Origin of the sequence: Brachybacterium paraconglomeratum, assembly GCF_039541415.1 — a bacterium.
Classification (GTDB): Bacteria; Actinomycetota; Actinomycetes; order Actinomycetales; family Dermabacteraceae; genus Brachybacterium; species Brachybacterium paraconglomeratum_A.
Genome location: NZ_BAABGE010000007.1, coordinates 661,103 through 676,405 on the forward strand (window position 1 = coordinate 661,103; position 15,303 = coordinate 676,405).

The window sequence follows — 15,303 nt, forward strand, 5'->3', positions numbered from 1 at the left end:
CTCGGCGGTGGTGGCCTCGGGGGTGGGCGTCTCTGCGGTGGTGGCGTTCTCAGTGGTCACGGGGCGCCTCCCGGGCGTCGGTGGCGAGCAGGTGGAAGAGGACGGCCATTCGGACGAAGACGCCGCTGGCGACCTGTTCGACGATGACGCTGCGAGGGGAATCCGCGACCGCACCGGCGATCTCGAGTCCTCGGTTCATCGGGCCGGGGTGCAGCACGATGGTGTGCTCTGGCAGGGCCGCGGCTCGAGCGGTGGAGAGCCCATAGCGGCGGGAGTACTCCCCCACCGTCGGGAAGAACCCGCCGCCGACCATCCGTTCGCTCTGCACTCGCAGCATCATCACCGCATCCGGGCCGCTCGCGAGCGCCTGGTCGAGGTCGTAGCTGATCTCGCAGGGCCAGGAGGAGGCCCCGACCGGGACCAGTGCGGGCGGGGCGACCAGCGTGACCCGGGCGCCCAGCAGGGTCAGCAGCAGCACGTTGGACCGGGCCACCCGCGAGTGCAGGATGTCGCCGACGATGACGACGTGGATCCCGGCGAGGTCCGCGGTGAGGTCCCCGGGGCGCAGATGCCTGCGCATCGTGAAGACGTCGAGCATCGCCTGGGTGGGATGCTCGTGCGCGCCGTCACCGGCATTGATGATCGGCTGCTCGATCCAACCGGCGTGGGCGAGCAGGTGCGCGGCGCCGGAGGATCCGGAGCGGACGACCACTGCGTCAGCGCCCATCGCCTGCAAGGTGAGTGCGGTGTCCTTCAGCGATTCGCCCTTGGAGAGGCTGGAGCCCTTGGCCGAGAAGTTGATGACATCGGCCGAGAGCCGCTTGGCGGCGGCCTCGAAGCTGATCCGGGTACGGGTGGAGTCCTCGAAGAAGAGGTTGACCACGGTGGTGCCCACCAGCGTGGGCAGCTTCCGGATCGAGCGGGACTGGGTCTGCGCCATGTGCTCGGCCGTGGCGAGCACCGCGAGCGCCTCATCCCGGGAGAGATCGGCGATGGAGATGAAGTGCTTCATTCCCGCACCTCCTGAGAGTGGGTGCCGGCCGGGCGCACGATGTCGACGGCATCCGCCCCATCGGTCTCGACGAGCTGGACATGCACCCGCTCGCTGCGCGCGGTGGGAAGGTTCTTGCCGACATGGTCCGCCCGGATCGGGAGCTCCCGATGGCCCCGGTCCACCAGCACCGCCAGCCGTACTGCGGCCGGCCGTCCGACCGCACCGAGCGCATCGAGGGCGGCACGGATCGTGCGTCCGGAGTACAGCACGTCATCGACCAGGACCACGGTGCGGCCGTCGATGCCCGAGCGTGGGATCCGGGTCGGACTCGGCGCGCGGGTGGGATTGTTCCGCAGGTCATCGCGGTACATGGTGATGTCCAGCGAGCCATACAGCTCTGTGAGGTCATCCCCGTCGGGGCGACCCTCCGCGCGAGCGATCTGCTCCGCCAGGCGCCGGGCCAGCGGCACTCCTCGATGGGGGATGCCGAGCAGGACCAGGTCCTCAGCGCCATGGCCGCTCTCGAGGATCTCGTGGGCGATGCGGGTGAGCGCCCGCCGGATCTCTTCGGGGCCCAGCACGCGGGAACTGTCCGCGGCAGGCACCGGATCCTTCGTGACGGGCCGTGGGCCCGTGGGGGAATCATCGTTCATCGTTCGTCTCCCTTCGACGTCTCTCAGGACGTGTCGTTAAAGGGTCAGTCGCTCAAGCGAGCAGTGTCGAGTCTAGAGGGCAGGCTGCGGGCGACGCCCGGTTGCCCGCCCTTCGGACTCGTCACAGGGGTGGTGGCGGAGGGTGGCGGCGGAGACCCCGCAGGGTCGCGCCGCCGACAGCTCACGCGAGCAGGCCGCGCACCTCGACCAGCCGCTGCAGGAGGCCGTTGACGAAGCGGGGCGAGTCGTCGGTGGAGAGCACCTCGGCGATCTTCGTGTACTCGCCGATGATCGCTCCTCGTCCGGTGTCGTCCTCGCCGTAGAGCAGTTCGGCACTGCCCAGGCGCAGGATCGCGCGGTCCACCGCAGGCATCCGATGCAGGGGCCAGTCCCGGGAGTGGGTGGCGAGGTCCTCGTCGATATCCACCGCATTCGGTGCATAGAGCTCGACGAGCTCACGGGACCGCTGCGGCAGCGGAGTCTGCGCCGCCGTGCGGCGGAGCCTCTCCTCCAGCACGCCCAGCACCTCACGCTGCTTCGCATCGGCCTCGAAGAGCACGTCGATCGCCCGGATCCGGTCCCGCGACCGGCTGTGGAGCCGATCGGCAGGGGCGGGGACGGTGCGCTCGAAGGTGACTTCGGCGCCCTCCCGGGTGGGATGGGGCAGGCCGGGCACCCGGCGGATCGCCGGGGCCCCGGTCTCCTCCGCTGCGGGAGAATCGTCCTGCGCAGAGCCTGAGGTCACTTGACGCGCTCGAGGTAGTCGCCGCTGCGAGTATCGACCTTGACCTTGTCGCCCTCGTTGAGGAACAGCGGGACCTGGATCTCGAGGCCGGTCACGAGCGTGGCGGGCTTGGTGCCACCGCTGGAGCGGTCTCCCTGGAGGCCCGGCTCGGTGAACTGGATCTCGAGCACCACGGAAGCGGGCAGCTCGACGAACAGCGCCTCACCCTCATGGAAGGCGATCACCACGTCCTGTTCCTCGATCATGAAGTCCTTGGCCGAGCCGACGGTCTCCGCGGTGAGGCTGGTCTGCTCCCAGCTGCTGGTGTCCATGAAGACGTACATGTCGCCATCAAGGTAGGAGTACTGCATGTCCCGGCGGTCGACCGTGGCGGTCTCGACCTTGAGGCCGGCGTTGAAGGTCTTGTCCACGCCCTTGCCGGACATGACGTTCTTCAGCTTGGTGCGCACGAAGGCCGGGCCCTTGCCGGGCTTGACGTGCTGGAACTCGACCACGCTCCAGAGCTGCTGGTCCAGCACCAGGACCATTCCGTTCTTCAGATCGTTCGTCGTCGCCATGAGTCTCCTCGATAGTGGTCTGGGCGTGCCAAGGATAGCGCGCAGGCACGCGTACACAGAGGCGCAGAGGGCGCTCAGCGAGCCGACGTGAGGTCGATCATGCTCAGCAGCCGCGTCGCCAGCGGATGCGCGGCGCTCTCCTCGCGCCAGCCGCTGGTCTTCACCGCCCGGGAGACCGTCTGCTGGGTCACCCCGAGGCGCTCGGCGAGCTGTGCCTGCGTGGCGCCGGGATCCTCACGCAGCTCACCGACGGTCTCGCGCTGACGGCGGTTGCGCGTGCGGATCATCCACACCACCAGACGCAGCACAGCCTCGGCGTCCGCGGCGGTGTCGCGATGCCGCTCATCGGCGGCGCGCACCGCCACAGGAACCTGCGAGGTCGTCGCGGCCGCCTGCAGCGCAGCGGTCGCCGCGACGACGGCGGGTCCGGAGATCTCACGCACGGAGCCGGGCAGCGGGCGGGTCACCGCGCCGATCCCCAGGCCTGCCGCGAGCGGACCGATCTCCGCCGCCCGCAGCAGCACCTCGAGGGCGACCTCGGCGCGACCGGCGAGGACCAGGGCATCGGGTCCCATCGTGCGCTCCGGTGCGAGCGACAGATCCAGCCCCTCCAGCGCAGTGAGCAGAGCCGGGATCGGATCGGCCTCATCGCGGCCGTGGCCGCGACGGCCGGAGAGGGACAGGACGAACACGGCGACTCCTCGACGACAGTTGCCAGGGACGGCAGATATCAGGCGTTCATGACGATACAGCTCATTACCGCTGATCACTGGCAGGTGGGCGCCGCGCCCCGTCTCGCGCTCAGGCGAGTTCGATGAGCTCCTGGTACTCCGCATTCCACAGGTCCTCGACGGCGTCGGGCATCATCAGCACCCGCTCGGGGTTCAGCGCCGCCACCGCGCCGGGGTCGTGCGAGACCAGCACCACGGCGCCCTCGAAGGCCGCGAGCGCCCCGAGGATCTCCTCGCGGCTGGCGGGGTCGAGGTTGTTCGTCGGCTCGTCCAGCAGCAGCACGTTCGCACTGGAGACGACGAGGGTCGCGAGGGCGAGACGGGTCTTCTCACCACCGGAGAGCACCCGGGTCGGCTTGTGGACGTCGTCCCCGGTGAACAGGAAGGAGCCGAGGATCTTGCGCGCCTCGACCTCGGCCAGCTCATAGGCCGCAGTCATCATGTTCTCGAGCACCGTGCGGTCCAGGTCGAGGGTCTCGTGCTCCTGGGCGTAGTAGCCGATCCGCAGACCGTGGCCGGGGAGCAGATTCCCGGTGTCCGGCTTGTCGACTCCTGCGAGGATCCGCAGCAGGGTGGTCTTGCCCGCGCCGTTGAGCCCGATGATGACGACCTTGGATCCGCGATCGATCGCGAGGTCCACGCTGGTGAAGATCTCGAGGCTGCCGTAGGACTTCGAGAGGTCCTCCGCCATCAGCGGGGTCTTGCCGCAGGGGGCGGGCTTGGGGAACCTCAGGGAGGCGACGCGGTCCTGCTGGCGCTCCCCCTCGAGTCCGTCGAGCATGCGTTCTGCGCGCTTGAGCATGTTCTGCGCCGCGACCGCCTTGGTGGCCTTCGCGCGCATCTTCTCTGCCTGGGCGGTGAGCTGGGTGGCCTTCTTCTCGGCGTTGTTCCATTCGCGCTTGCGACGCTTCTCGTCGTCCTCGCGCTGGCGCTGATACAGCTTCCAGCCCATGTTGTACATGTCGATCGAGGCGCGGTTGGCGTCGAGGTAGAACACCTTGTTCACGACGTGCTCGACCAGCTCCACGTCGTGGCTGATGATGATCAATCCGCCGCGGTAGGTCATGAGGTAGTCGCGCAGCCAGACGATCGAGTCGTGATCGAGGTGGTTGGTGGGCTCATCCAGGATCATGGTGGCGGCCTGGGAGAACAGGATGCGTGCGAGCTCGACGCGGCGGCGCTGGCCACCGGAGAGGGTGCCGAGCTCCTGCTCGAGCAGGCGATTGGGCAGGCCCAGGTTCGCGGACATCCGCTTCGCCTCGGCCTCGGCCGCATAGCCGCCGGCGGCATCCAGCTCCGCCTCGAGCCGCGGATAGCGATTCATCGCCTTCTCCCGCCGCGCCTCGGTGAGGCTCATGTCCCCCATCTCCTCCTCGGCGCGACGCAGCTTCTTGAAGATCCCGTCGAGTCCGCGGGCGGAGAGGATGCGGGCGAGCACCGGCTCGGTGTCCTCGCCGCTATGGGTGTCCTGAGGAAGGTAGCCGAGCTCACCGGTGACCTCGACGCTGCCCTGCGAGGGGTCCAGCGTGCCGGAGAGCACCTTGGTCAGGGTCGTCTTGCCGGCGCCGTTGCGGCCCACCAGCCCTACCCTGTCCCCCGCGGTGATCTGGAAGGAGACGTCGCTCATGAGCAGCCGGGCGCCGACGCGAATGGCGAGGTCGTGCACGGTGATCACTGGATGGTGCTCCTGTTCGAGGGGGTGGAAGCTCGGTGCGCTGCGGACGGACAGGCCCGCGCGGAGCCTGGACGAGTCTAGGTCCGCCGCGCCGCCCAGAGCACGTGAATAGCGCTCACGGTGCCGCGTTCCACAGCACCGCACCTTTCGGCGTCGAGTTGGTGAGATGCTGACCCGAGCGGCTTGGATCGAGGCCGATGAACGCAGCAGAGAGGCGCGCCATGCGAATCGGGGTACCCCGGGAGATCAAGAACAACGAGAATCGGGTGGGCCTGGGCGCTCCCGGTGTCCATGAGCTGGTGGCGCGCGGCCACGAGGTCGTGGTCGAGGCCGGTGCCGGCGTGGGTTCACGGGTGAGCGATGAGGACTATCGCGCCGCCGGGGCCACCGTCCTGGATTCCGCCGCGGAGGTCTGGGCGCAGGCCGAGATGATCGTCAAGGTGAAGGAACCGCTCCCGGAGGAGCACGGCTACCTGCGGAAGGGCCAGATCCTCTTCACCTATCTGCATCTCGCCGCGGCCAGGGACCTCACCGAGGCGCTCCTGACCTCGGGCGCCACCTCGATCGCCTATGAGACGGTGCAGCTTCCGGACCGCTCACTCCCCCTGCTCGCACCGATGAGCGCGATCGCGGGACGGCTCGCCGCCCAGGTCGGCGCGTACCACCTGATGGCGCCACTCGGCGGCGCCGGGGTGCTGATGGGTGGAGTGCCCGGCACGAGCGAGGCGAATGTGCTGGTCGTCGGCGGTGGTGTGGTCGGCGAACAGGCGGCGATGATGGCCAACGGTCTGCATGCCAATGTGACCGTGATGGATCTGAACGTCTCCCGGCTCGGGCAGATCGCGACGATGCACCACGGGGACATCCGCACCCGCTACTCCACGTCCCTGGACCTGGCCGAGGAGATCAGGCGGGCCGACGTCGTGGTCGGCTCGGTGCTGATCCCGGGCAAGCGGGCACCGAAGCTGGTGACCGACGAGATGGTCTCCACGATGAAGCCGGGCTCTGTGCTCGTGGATGTGGCGATCGATCAGGGCGGGTGCTTCGAGAACTCCCGTCCCACCACGCACGACGATCCCACCTTCCGCGTCCATGACACCGTCTACTACTGCGTGGCCAATATGCCGGGTTCGGTGCCGGTGACCGCGACGGCCGCGCTGAACAACGCGACCCTCCCCTACATCCTGAAGGTCGCCGGGGCGGGCTGGCGCGAGGCCATGCGCTCCGACGGTGCGCTCGCCCAGGGCCTGCACACCCACGAGGGCAAGCTCGCTCATGCGGGCACCGGTGAGGCCCACGGGCTCGAGGTCACCACCGCAGAGCAGATCATCGGCTGACTGTCGGACCCAGGCTGGCAGCCGGCCCCGGCCGGACTCAGGCTTCCGGCCTCAACCGGCGGTCGGGACCGGGTTACCGGCTTGACCGGCCACCGGACCCGGGTTGCCGGACTCGGGTTGCCGAACTCAGGTTGCCGGACTCGGGATGCCGGACTCGGGCCGGCGGCCGGGCCGAGAACGACGTTCGGACCACCTTCCGTCGAGGAAGGTGGTCCGAACGTCGTTCTCGCGGGGCTGAGCTGCCTCGCGGGGCTGAGCTGCCTCGCGGAGCTGAGCTGCCTCGCGGAGCTCAGCTACCTCGCGGAGCTGAACTGCTTCGCGCTGCTGGGCTGTTCAGCGCAGCGGCGGCACACTGCTCAGCTCAGAGGTTGAAACCGATCGCGCGCAGCTGCTCGCGGCCGTCCTCGGTGATCTTCTCCATGCCCCACGGCGGCATCCACACCCAGTTGATGCGGTGCGTCTCTGTGATGGGGTCCAGCGCCGCGAAGGTCTGCTCCTCGAGCACGTCCGTCAGCGGGCAGGCGGCGGAGGTCAGGGTCATGTCGATGACGGCATTGCCGCCGTCGACGTGGACGCCGTAGACGAGGCCGAGATCGACGACATTGATCCCGAGCTCGGGATCGATCACGTCCTTCATCGCCTCGATGACGTCGGCATCGCTCACCGTCGCGTCAGGGGTCTTCTGTTCGGTCATCGCATCCTCCCGAGGGGATAGGGAGCGCAGCAGCTGCTCCCGAAGGGGTGGGGGCCGGTCCCGCCCAGGACGTCATGTCCCGAGCCGGACCGGCGGGTGACATCAGGCGCCGACGAGGAAACGGTCGTAGCCCTCTGCCTCGAGGCGCTCGGCCAGCTCCGGGCCGCCCTGCTCGGCGATCCGGCCGTTCACGAAGACGTGGACGTAGTCCGGCTTCACGTACTGCAGGATCCGCGTGTAGTGGGTGATCAGCATGATGCCCACCTCGGAGTTCTCCTTGACGCGGTTCACGCCCTCGGAGACCACGCGCAGCGCATCGACGTCGAGGCCGGAGTCGGTCTCGTCGAGGATCGCGATGCTGGGCTTGAGCAGCTGCATCTGGAGGATCTCGTGGCGCTTCTTCTCGCCACCGGAGAAGCCCTCGTTGACATTGCGCTCGGCGAAGACGGGGTCCATCTTCAGATCCGACATCGCGCCCTTCATGTCCTTGACCCAGGTGCGCAGCGCGGGGGCTTCGCCGTCGATCGCGGTCTTGGCGGTGCGCAGGAAGTTCGAGACGGTGACGCCGGGAACCTCGACCGGGTACTGCATGGCGAGGAACAGGCCCGCGCGGGCACGCTCGTCGACGCTCATCGCGAGCACGTCCTCACCGTCGAGCAGGACCTCGCCCTCGGTGATCGTGTACTTGGGGTGACCGGCGATGGCATAGGCGAGGGTCGACTTGCCGGAGCCGTTGGGCCCCATGATGGCGTGGGTCTCGCCCGCCTTGATGGTGAGGTCGACGCCCTTGAGGATCTCTTTGGTGCCCTCAGGGGTCTCGACGGAGGCGTGGAGGTTCTTGATCTCGAGGATCGACATAGGTGGTTCTCCTTGACCAGGGATGCTGGTGGATTCGTGAAGTCGGAAGGGCTCCATGGAGGTGCCCGGAATGATCAGGTGGCGGGGGCTGCGGTCGGATCCACCAGGATCTCTCCGCTGCTCTCGTCGATCCGCACGGGGAAGACCCGTACGGGAAGGACCGCTGGAAGCTGCAGGGGACGACCGGTGACCAGGTCGAACTGACTGCCGTGCTTCCAGCATTCGATGGTGCAGCCCTCGACGTCGCCATCGCTCAGCGCGATCTCGTCGTGCGAGCAGAGGTCCTCGAGGGCGTGGACGCCACCGTCCTCGGCGCGCACCAGGGCGATCTCGATGTCGCCGACGACGACATCGATCGCCTCGCCAGGGGCGAGGTCGGCCAAGGTGGCGACGGGGACGAAGGCGTCCGACATCAGTTCATGCTCCGTGCGAGTTCGCCCTCGATCGAGGCCGAGAGCCGCTCACGGATCTCAGGAACGTCGATCTGCTGGATGATCTCGGCGAAGAAGCCGCGCACCACCAGACGACGCGCCTCGATCTCGTCGATCCCGCGGGAACGCAGGTAGAACAGCTGCTCGTCGTCGAAACGACCCGTTGCAGCGGCATGGCCAGCGCCCTCGATCTCACCGGTCTCGATCTCGAGGTTCGGCACCGAGTCGGCGCGTGCCCCCTCGGTGAGCAGCAGGTTGCGGTTGAGCTCGTAGGTATTGGTGCCTTCGGCCTCCTTGCGGATCAGCACATCGCCGACCCACACCGAGCGGGCGTTCTTGCCCTGCAGCGCGCCCTTGTAGGCGACGTTGGAGGTGCACTTCGGCGCACTGTGGTCGATGAACAGACGGTTCTCGAAGAACTGGTTCTCATCGGAGAAGTACAGGCCGAGCTTCTCGATCTCGCCACCGGTCGCCGCATACTCGCCGATCGAGTTGAAGCGCACTGCGCTGCCACCCAGGGTGACGGCGACGTGCTTGAGCTTCGCGTCACGGCCCACGCGGGCGTGGTGGGTGGCGAGGTGCACCGCGTCGTCATCCCAGTCGTGCAGGGTGATCACGGTCATCTGGGCGTTGTCGCCGACGATCATCTCGACGTTCTGCGCGTACTGCGCAGCGCCGGCGTGGTTGAGCACGAAGGTCGCCGAGCTCGACTCCTTCGCCTCGAGCACGATGTGCGCGTTGGCGCGACGCTCCGCGCCCCGGCCGGTCATGTCCACCCGGAACGGCGTGTCATAGGCGACGTTCTTCGCGGCGACCAGGTGCAGAGCCTGCTCGCTGCGGGCCGACGCGATCGCGGCGGCCAGGTCCTCGGGCACCAGGACGGTACCGCGGGGGGCCTCGCCGGGAGCCAGAGTCGAGATCGCCGGAGCCCCTTCGGGGACCGTGATCTGGTAGTCGACCGCAGGATCGCCCTCACGGTCGTCGGTCGCGACGTCCTGGAACAGCGCCGCGAAACGGCGCAGCGGGGTGAAGCGCCACTCCTCGACATCGCTCTTGGGGACCTCGTGATCGGAGACCTCGAACGAGCGCTTGCGAGCGCCACGGTTCGCTGCGGCGTGAGCGGCGGAGACGTCCTGCCCCGGCAGGGTCAGGTTCTCCTCCTCCAGCTCCGGCGCCGCGGTGGTCTCGACGTCGTCGAGGGCGGACTGTGCGGCGACGGGGGCGGCTCCTGCGGCGTGGCCCACGGCCTCGTTCGCGGCCGGATCCCCAGCGTTCTCGGCACCCTTCACATCAGTGGTCGTCATCAACCGACTGCTCCTTCCATCTGCAGCTCGATCAAGCGGTTCAGTTCGAGGGCGTACTCCATGGGGAGCTCACGGGCGATGGGCTCGATGAACCCACGCACGATCATGGCCATCGCTTCGGACTCGTCCATGCCGCGGCTCATCAGGTAGAAGAGCTGCTCCTCAGAGACCTTGGAGACGGTGGCCTCGTGGCCCATCTGGACATCGTCGACACGGACGTCGACGTAGGGATAGGTATCGGTACGGGAGATGGTGTCCACCAGCAGCGCATCGCACAGCACGGTCGAGGCGGAGTGCTCCGCGCCCGGCATCACCTGTACGAGTCCCCGGTAGGAGCTGCGCCCACCACCACGGGAGACCGACTTCGAGACGATCGAGCTCGAGGTGTGGGGTGCCATGTGCACCATCTTCGAGCCGGTGTCCTGGTTCTGGCCCTCGCCCGCGAAGGCGACCGAGAGCGTCTCGCCGCGGGCGTGCTCGCCCATCAGCCAGACGGCCGGGTACTTCATGGTGACCTTGGAGCCGATGTTGCCGTCGACCCACTCCATCACGCCGCCCTGTTCGACGATCGTGCGCTTGGTGACCAGGTTGTACACGTTGTTCGACCAGTTCTGGATGGTCGTGTAGCGGACGCGTGCGTCCTTCTTCACGATGATCTCCACGACGGCGCTGTGCAGGGAGTCCGACTTGTAGATCGGCGCGGTGCAGCCCTCGACGTAGTGCACGTAGGAGCCCTCGTCGGCGATGATCAGCGTCCGCTCGAACTGGCCCATGTTCTCGGTGTTGATCCGGAAGTAGGCCTGCAGCGGGATCTCCACGTGGACACCCTTGGGGACGTACACGAAGGATCCGCCGGACCACACCGCGGTGTTCAGTGCGGAGAACTTGTTGTCACCCGAGGGGATGACGGTACCGAAGTACTCCTTGAACATCTCCGGATGCTCCTTGAGCGCGGTGTCCGTGTCCAGGAAGATGACGCCCTGCTCCTCCAGATCCTCGCGGATCTGGTGGTAGACGACCTCGGACTCGTACTGCGCGGCGACGCCGGAGACCAGACGCTGCTTCTCAGCTTCGGGGATGCCGAGGCGGTCGTAGGTCTCCTTGATGTCCGCAGGCAGATCCTCCCAGGAGGTGACCTGCTTCTCGGTGGAGCGGACGAAGTACTTGATGTGGTCGAAGGCGATGCCCGAGAGATCCGGGCCCCAGGTGGGCAGCGGCTTCCTGTAGAACAGCTTGAGTGCCTTCAGGCGACGTTCGAGCATCCACTCGGGTTCATCCTTGCGGGCCGAGATGTCGCGCACGACCTCCTCGGACAGACCGCGGCGCGCGTTGTCGGAATCCGGATTCTCGTCATGCCATCCGTAGGCGTACTGGCCTATGGAGTCGATGATCTCGTCCTGTGAGAGCTTCTCTGGTGCGCTCGTCATGGTGTCCTTCCCTCGGTGAGTGGAATGTGGGTCGTGCAGACGTGAGCCCCCTGCGCCAGCGTGGCAAGACGCTGAACAGGTGCTCCGATGATGCGGGAGATGACGCGGGACTCGGCTTCGCACAGCTCGGGGTGATCTGCGGCGACGTCGAGCACTGGGCAGCGGCCGTGGCACAGCTGGGCCGTGACGAGAGTACGCGGAGCGGCCCCGGGCTGCGCTCCCCTGCCAGGCAGCGGCACATGGAGCGGACGCACCGTGGTGGCGTATCCCCGCTCCGTGAGCAGCTCGGAGAGCAGCTCGAGCTTGCGGGTGACAGTGATGCCCTCCCCTGCCTCCTCGCGTTCGGTGACGCGCTCGGCCAGGATGCTCTCCCAATCGGCGATGCGGCGTTCGGCCAGGGCCGTCACCGCCTCGTTCCCGCCCAGTCGGGCGAGCTCCTCCATGGCCATCACAGCCAGCTCGTCGTACCCGCCCGGCAGGTCCTCATGGGCTGAAGGGGAGAGCACGAAGGACTTGCTCGGCCTCCCGCGACCTCGAGGGGCGAGGGGGAGGTCATGCTCCGCGATGACCCCCTCCGTCTCGAGCGCCGCCAGATGACGGCGCACCGCAGCGCTGGTGAGGCCGAACTGCTCGGCCAGCCGACGTGCCGTGATCGGGCCATGGGTGGAGATGGCGTCCACGAGACGGTCACGCGTGGTCTGCGTGACGTGCGTCTCGACACCTGATGTCGTGCCTGGTGCGGTCATGATCGCCTCCTCCCGCCTATCGCCCTTTTGATTTTACAACATAAGTGTTGCCAAATACATCCGGACCCCTGTGCGCCACAGCACGAAGGGTTCCCTTACCTGGGCAAATGGGCGCACCACCCTCCCTGGCCGCACGTGCACACTGACGCCACAGCACTCACTGCGGCGCACCTGGCACACCCTCTTTCGTTTAGTATCATTTTCAACTAGACTTGACGCATCGACTCCCGACTCGAAGGAACTCACTGATGACCACGGACAGCACGCAGACTTCCCCCTCCCCCGCCGCCGTTGACGAGCACTCGACCCGCGGCGCCTATGTGGCGGTCGGCGAGTCCTTCGACCGCGATATGAACTACATCGACGACCGCATCACCCGCGAGGGCGGCGCTGGCTGGCCGGTCGAGAAGGATCGGTACCGCCTGATCGCGGCGCGTGCCTGCCCTTGGGCGAACCGCACCCTGATCTCCCGCCGACTGCTCGGCCTGGAGGACGTCCTCTCCGTGGGCATGCCCGGCCCGACCCATGACAAGCGCTCCTGGACCTTCGACCTCGATGACGGCGGCGTGGACCCTGTGCTGGGCTACGAACGGCTCCAGCAGGCATACTTCGCCCGCTTCCCGGACTACCCGCGCGGCATCACCGTTCCCGCAGTGGTGGACATCCCCACCAAGGCCGTCGTGACCAATGACTTCCAGCAGATCACCCTCGACTTCGCCACCGAGTGGACCGAGCACCACCGCGCCGGCGCACCGGACCTCTATCCCGAGTCCCAGCGCGAGGAGATCGACGCGCTGAACAAGTGGATGCTCCACCACGTGAACAACGGCGTCTACAAGGTCGGCTTCGCCGGCTCCCAGGAGGCGTACGAGCGGGAGTACTCCGCGCTGTGGGCGGCCCTCGACGAGCTCGAGGGGCGCCTGGGCCGCAGCCGCTACCTGATGGGTCCCTCGATCACGGAAGCTGATGTCCGCCTGTTCCCGACCCTGATCCGCTTCGATCCCGTCTACCACGGCCACTTCAAGGCGAACCGACAGGCGCTTTCGAGCATGCCCAACCTGTGGAACTACACCAAGGACCTGTTCACCACCCCGGGCTTCGGGGACACCGTCGATTTCGCACAGATCAAGCGCCACTACTACTACGTGCACGAAGACCTCAACCCCACCCAGGTGGTGCCGCTGGGTCCGGACCTGAACCCGCTCCTGGAGCCCCACGACCGGGACCGCTTCGAGACCGACACCTGGGGCCCCGGCGGCACCGCTCCCGCAGCGCCGCTCGCCGCCGAGGTGGTCGACCCCGCCAACACCCCCTTGCAGGTCACCGGCCGCTGAGAGCGCTCCGTCCGGCGCGCATGACCGTTCCCTCACCTCGGGTGCCGAGTCATGCGGGCCGCGGCCTACGATGGTGGGCGCCATGAACGCCCATTCCCCTGCCCTCGTCGCCGACGACCTGTCCCTCAGCTACGGTTCCGTCCGCGCGCTGGACGGACTCACCCTGACCGCCGAGCGCGGCGCCGTCACCGCGCTGCTGGGAAGCAACGGAGCCGGCAAGACCACCGCCATCTCCTGTGCGACCGGCCTGCTGCGCCCCCAGAGCGGCACCGTGCGGGTGCTCGGCACCGACCCCTGGCGCTCCAGCCCAGAGCATCGTGCCCGGGTCGGGGTGATGATCCAGGACGGCGGGCTCGCCTCCGGCGCCCAGGCGATGCAGCTGCTGCGCTATGGCGCGAGCCTCCACGCCGCGCCGCTGGATGTCCAGGAGGTGGCAGAGCATCTGGGCATCGACGCCTTCGCCCGCACCCTGGTGCGACGCCTCTCCGGTGGACAGCGCCAGCGCCTCGCGCTGGCACTCGCCATCATCGGCCGCCCGGACCTGGTCTTCCTGGACGAACCGACCGCCGGGATGGACCCGTCGATCCGCCGCCGGGTGCGGGATCTGATCCGCGGGCTCGCCCGCACCGGAACCGCCGTCGTGCTCACCACCCATCTGATGGACGACGTGGTGGGTCTTGCCGACGCGGTCCGGGTGATCTCCCGCGGCCGGGTCCTCGCCGCCGGCTCCGTCCAGGACGTGATCACCGCCCACCGCTCGTCCGACGGCGCCTTGGTGATGCAGGCCACCGCCTCGGGAGTCGACCCGCAGGCAGCACCCGCACTCGAAGCCGATCTGCGCGCCGCCGCCGCGCGCCATGGCGCCCGGCTCGAGATCAGCACGGGCGGCGCGGCCGACCTGGAATCGGTGCTGCTGGACCTGATGGATGAGGAGTCCCGATGACCACCCTCCCCACGTCCCCTGATTCCGCGCCCCCGGATCGCAGTCCCCGCCCCGCACCTGCGGTGCGTCGCATCCTCGCCCACGCCAGGCTCGAGGCCAGGGTCCTGCTCTCCAACGGAGAGCAGCTCACCGTCGCCATCGCCCTGCCGGCCATGGTGCTGATCGGGCTCTGGCTGCTGCCGCTGGGCCGGCTCGAGGGCGTCGCCGCGGTCGACACCGCGGTCGCCGCGACATTCGCCACGGCCCTGATCTCCACCTCCTTCACCTCGCAGGCCATCCTCACCGGCTTCGACCGCCGCAACGGTGTGCTGCGCTGGGTGGCGACCACGCCGCTCGGGCGCGGCGGATACCTGGCCGGAAAGATCCTCGCGACGCTCAGCACCCATGTGCTGCAGGTGATCGTGCTCGGACTGGTCGCGCTCATCATCGGCTGGCGGCCCGAGCTGTCGGGGCTGCTGGGGATGTTCCCGATATGGCTGGTCGGCACCGTCGCCTTCGGCGCGCTGGGGATGCTGGTCGCCGGGACGCTGCGCACCGAAGCGGTGCTGGCCGTCTCGAACCTCGTGTTCGTGCTGATGATCGCGGCGGGCGGCGTCGCCTTCCCCACTGCGGCCTATCCACGGATCCTGGGGGGTCTGGTCGACCTGCTGCCCTCCGGCGCACTCGGTGAGCTGATGCGGGCCTGTCTGGCCTCCGGGCCTTTCTCCGCAGGCTCCGTCGCCGTGCTGCTGCTCTGGGCTGTCGGCGGAGTGCTCGCCGTCATGCGCTGGTTCCGGTGGACGGACAGTTGACGAACAGCTGGCTGGACCGGGAGCTGGACGCTCTGGATGCGTCATCGGTCGCATCCGCCCGCCTCGCCCAGCGTTCTCCCCGC

The 15,303-nt window shown here is 68.1% G+C and carries 16 protein-coding genes; 4 read left to right on the forward strand and 12 right to left on the reverse strand.

What is annotated here, in order from left to right:
* Positions 1 to 49: 49 nt before the first annotated feature.
* From ABD893_RS12265 to ABD893_RS12290, 6 genes are all read right to left on the reverse strand, one after another.
* The gene (locus ABD893_RS12265) at positions 50 to 1,012 is read right to left on the reverse strand and encodes an aspartate carbamoyltransferase catalytic subunit (protein WP_345080416.1); all 963 of its coding nucleotides are present in this window, start codon (positions 1,010 to 1,012) and stop codon (positions 50 to 52) included.
* Positions 1,009 to 1,647 (reverse strand): bifunctional pyr operon transcriptional regulator/uracil phosphoribosyltransferase PyrR, encoded by a 639-nt coding sequence (pyrR, locus tag ABD893_RS12270; RefSeq protein ID WP_345080419.1) that lies wholly within the window; start codon positions 1,645 to 1,647, stop codon positions 1,009 to 1,011. The genes ABD893_RS12265 and pyrR overlap by 4 nt, the downstream gene beginning before the upstream one ends.
* A gap of 181 nt (positions 1,648 to 1,828) precedes the next feature.
* Positions 1,829 to 2,392 carry a transcription antitermination factor NusB gene (nusB, locus tag ABD893_RS12275; protein ID WP_345080422.1) on the reverse strand — a complete coding sequence of 188 codons (564 nt, stop codon included), beginning with the start codon at positions 2,390 to 2,392 and terminating at the stop codon, positions 1,829 to 1,831.
* Positions 2,389 to 2,949 (reverse strand): elongation factor P, encoded by a 561-nt coding sequence (gene efp / locus ABD893_RS12280; protein WP_345080425.1) that lies wholly within the window; start codon positions 2,947 to 2,949, stop codon positions 2,389 to 2,391. The genes nusB and efp overlap by 4 nt, the downstream gene beginning before the upstream one ends.
* A 74-nt stretch (positions 2,950 to 3,023) precedes the next feature.
* Positions 3,024 to 3,641 (reverse strand): winged helix-turn-helix domain-containing protein, encoded by a 618-nt coding sequence (locus ABD893_RS12285; RefSeq protein WP_345080428.1) that lies wholly within the window; start codon positions 3,639 to 3,641, stop codon positions 3,024 to 3,026.
* Between the two features lie 109 nt (positions 3,642 to 3,750).
* Positions 3,751 to 5,355 (reverse strand): ABC-F family ATP-binding cassette domain-containing protein, encoded by a 1,605-nt coding sequence (locus ABD893_RS12290; protein ID WP_345080431.1) that lies wholly within the window; start codon positions 5,353 to 5,355, stop codon positions 3,751 to 3,753.
* A gap of 221 nt (positions 5,356 to 5,576) precedes the next feature.
* Between ABD893_RS12290 and ald the strand changes: the two genes are divergently transcribed.
* Positions 5,577 to 6,692 carry an alanine dehydrogenase gene (gene ald, locus ABD893_RS12295; protein ID WP_345080434.1) on the forward strand — a complete coding sequence of 372 codons (1,116 nt, stop codon included), beginning with the start codon at positions 5,577 to 5,579 and terminating at the stop codon, positions 6,690 to 6,692.
* A gap of 361 nt (positions 6,693 to 7,053) precedes the next feature.
* On the opposite strand, the gene ABD893_RS12300 is transcribed toward ald, so the two are convergent.
* The 6 genes from ABD893_RS12300 to ABD893_RS12325 all read right to left on the reverse strand — a co-directional run bounded on the left by ABD893_RS12300 (position 7,054) and on the right by ABD893_RS12325 (position 12,152).
* Positions 7,054 to 7,386, reverse strand: a complete 333-nt coding sequence (locus ABD893_RS12300) for a metal-sulfur cluster assembly factor (protein ID WP_345080437.1) — start codon at positions 7,384 to 7,386, stop codon at positions 7,054 to 7,056.
* A gap of 102 nt (positions 7,387 to 7,488) precedes the next feature.
* Positions 7,489 to 8,244, reverse strand: a complete 756-nt coding sequence (gene sufC, locus ABD893_RS12305; protein ID WP_345080440.1) for a Fe-S cluster assembly ATPase SufC — start codon at positions 8,242 to 8,244, stop codon at positions 7,489 to 7,491.
* Positions 8,245 to 8,318: 74 nt separating this feature from the next.
* A complete protein-coding gene (locus ABD893_RS12310; protein WP_345080443.1) occupies positions 8,319 to 8,657 on the reverse strand; it encodes a non-heme iron oxygenase ferredoxin subunit in 339 nt (112 codons plus the stop codon).
* Positions 8,657 to 9,979 (reverse strand): Fe-S cluster assembly protein SufD, encoded by a 1,323-nt coding sequence (sufD, locus tag ABD893_RS12315; protein ID WP_345080446.1) that lies wholly within the window; start codon positions 9,977 to 9,979, stop codon positions 8,657 to 8,659. The genes ABD893_RS12310 and sufD overlap by 1 nt, the downstream gene beginning before the upstream one ends.
* Complete coding sequence (gene sufB / locus ABD893_RS12320; protein ID WP_345080449.1) at positions 9,979 to 11,406, reverse strand: Fe-S cluster assembly protein SufB; 1,428 nt, start codon at positions 11,404 to 11,406, stop codon at positions 9,979 to 9,981. The genes sufD and sufB overlap by 1 nt, the downstream gene beginning before the upstream one ends.
* Positions 11,403 to 12,152, reverse strand: a complete 750-nt coding sequence (locus tag ABD893_RS12325) for a helix-turn-helix transcriptional regulator (protein WP_345080452.1) — start codon at positions 12,150 to 12,152, stop codon at positions 11,403 to 11,405. The genes sufB and ABD893_RS12325 overlap by 4 nt, the downstream gene beginning before the upstream one ends.
* A gap of 248 nt (positions 12,153 to 12,400) precedes the next feature.
* On the opposite strand from ABD893_RS12325, the gene ABD893_RS12330 reads away from it, so the two are divergent.
* From ABD893_RS12330 to ABD893_RS12340, 3 genes are all read left to right on the forward strand, one after another.
* Positions 12,401 to 13,486, forward strand: a complete 1,086-nt coding sequence (locus tag ABD893_RS12330) for a glutathione S-transferase family protein (protein WP_345080455.1) — start codon at positions 12,401 to 12,403, stop codon at positions 13,484 to 13,486.
* A gap of 82 nt (positions 13,487 to 13,568) precedes the next feature.
* On the forward strand, positions 13,569 to 14,429 hold the full coding sequence (locus ABD893_RS12335; protein WP_345080458.1) for an ABC transporter ATP-binding protein: 861 nt from the start codon (positions 13,569 to 13,571) through the stop codon (positions 14,427 to 14,429).
* Complete coding sequence (locus ABD893_RS12340) at positions 14,426 to 15,220, forward strand: ABC transporter permease (protein ID WP_345080461.1); 795 nt, start codon at positions 14,426 to 14,428, stop codon at positions 15,218 to 15,220. The genes ABD893_RS12335 and ABD893_RS12340 overlap by 4 nt, the downstream gene beginning before the upstream one ends.
* Positions 15,221 to 15,303: the final 83 nt, after the last annotated feature.

Coding starts and splice junctions, on each gene's coding strand:
- pyrR (WP_345080419.1), bottom strand. CDS start 1,647: ATGAACGATGATTCCCCCACGGGCCCACGGCCCGTCACGAAGGATCCG.
- ABD893_RS12265 (WP_345080416.1), bottom strand. CDS start 1,012: ATGAAGCACTTCATCTCCATCGCCGATCTCTCCCGGGATGAGGCGCTC.
- sufC (WP_345080440.1), bottom strand. CDS start 8,244: ATGTCGATCCTCGAGATCAAGAACCTCCACGCCTCCGTCGAGACCCCT.
- sufD (WP_345080446.1), bottom strand. CDS start 9,979: ATGACGACCACTGATGTGAAGGGTGCCGAGAACGCTGGGGATCCGGCC.
- ABD893_RS12325 (WP_345080452.1), bottom strand. CDS start 12,152: ATGACCGCACCAGGCACGACATCAGGTGTCGAGACGCACGTCACGCAG.
- sufB (WP_345080449.1), bottom strand. CDS start 11,406: ATGACGAGCGCACCAGAGAAGCTCTCACAGGACGAGATCATCGACTCC.
- ald (WP_345080434.1), top strand. CDS start 5,577: ATGCGAATCGGGGTACCCCGGGAGATCAAGAACAACGAGAATCGGGTG.
- efp (WP_345080425.1), bottom strand. CDS start 2,949: ATGGCGACGACGAACGATCTGAAGAACGGAATGGTCCTGGTGCTGGAC.
- ABD893_RS12310 (WP_345080443.1), bottom strand. CDS start 8,657: ATGTCGGACGCCTTCGTCCCCGTCGCCACCTTGGCCGACCTCGCCCCT.
- ABD893_RS12335 (WP_345080458.1), top strand. CDS start 13,569: ATGAACGCCCATTCCCCTGCCCTCGTCGCCGACGACCTGTCCCTCAGC.
- ABD893_RS12340 (WP_345080461.1), top strand. CDS start 14,426: ATGACCACCCTCCCCACGTCCCCTGATTCCGCGCCCCCGGATCGCAGT.
- ABD893_RS12330 (WP_345080455.1), top strand. CDS start 12,401: ATGACCACGGACAGCACGCAGACTTCCCCCTCCCCCGCCGCCGTTGAC.
- ABD893_RS12300 (WP_345080437.1), bottom strand. CDS start 7,386: ATGACCGAACAGAAGACCCCTGACGCGACGGTGAGCGATGCCGACGTC.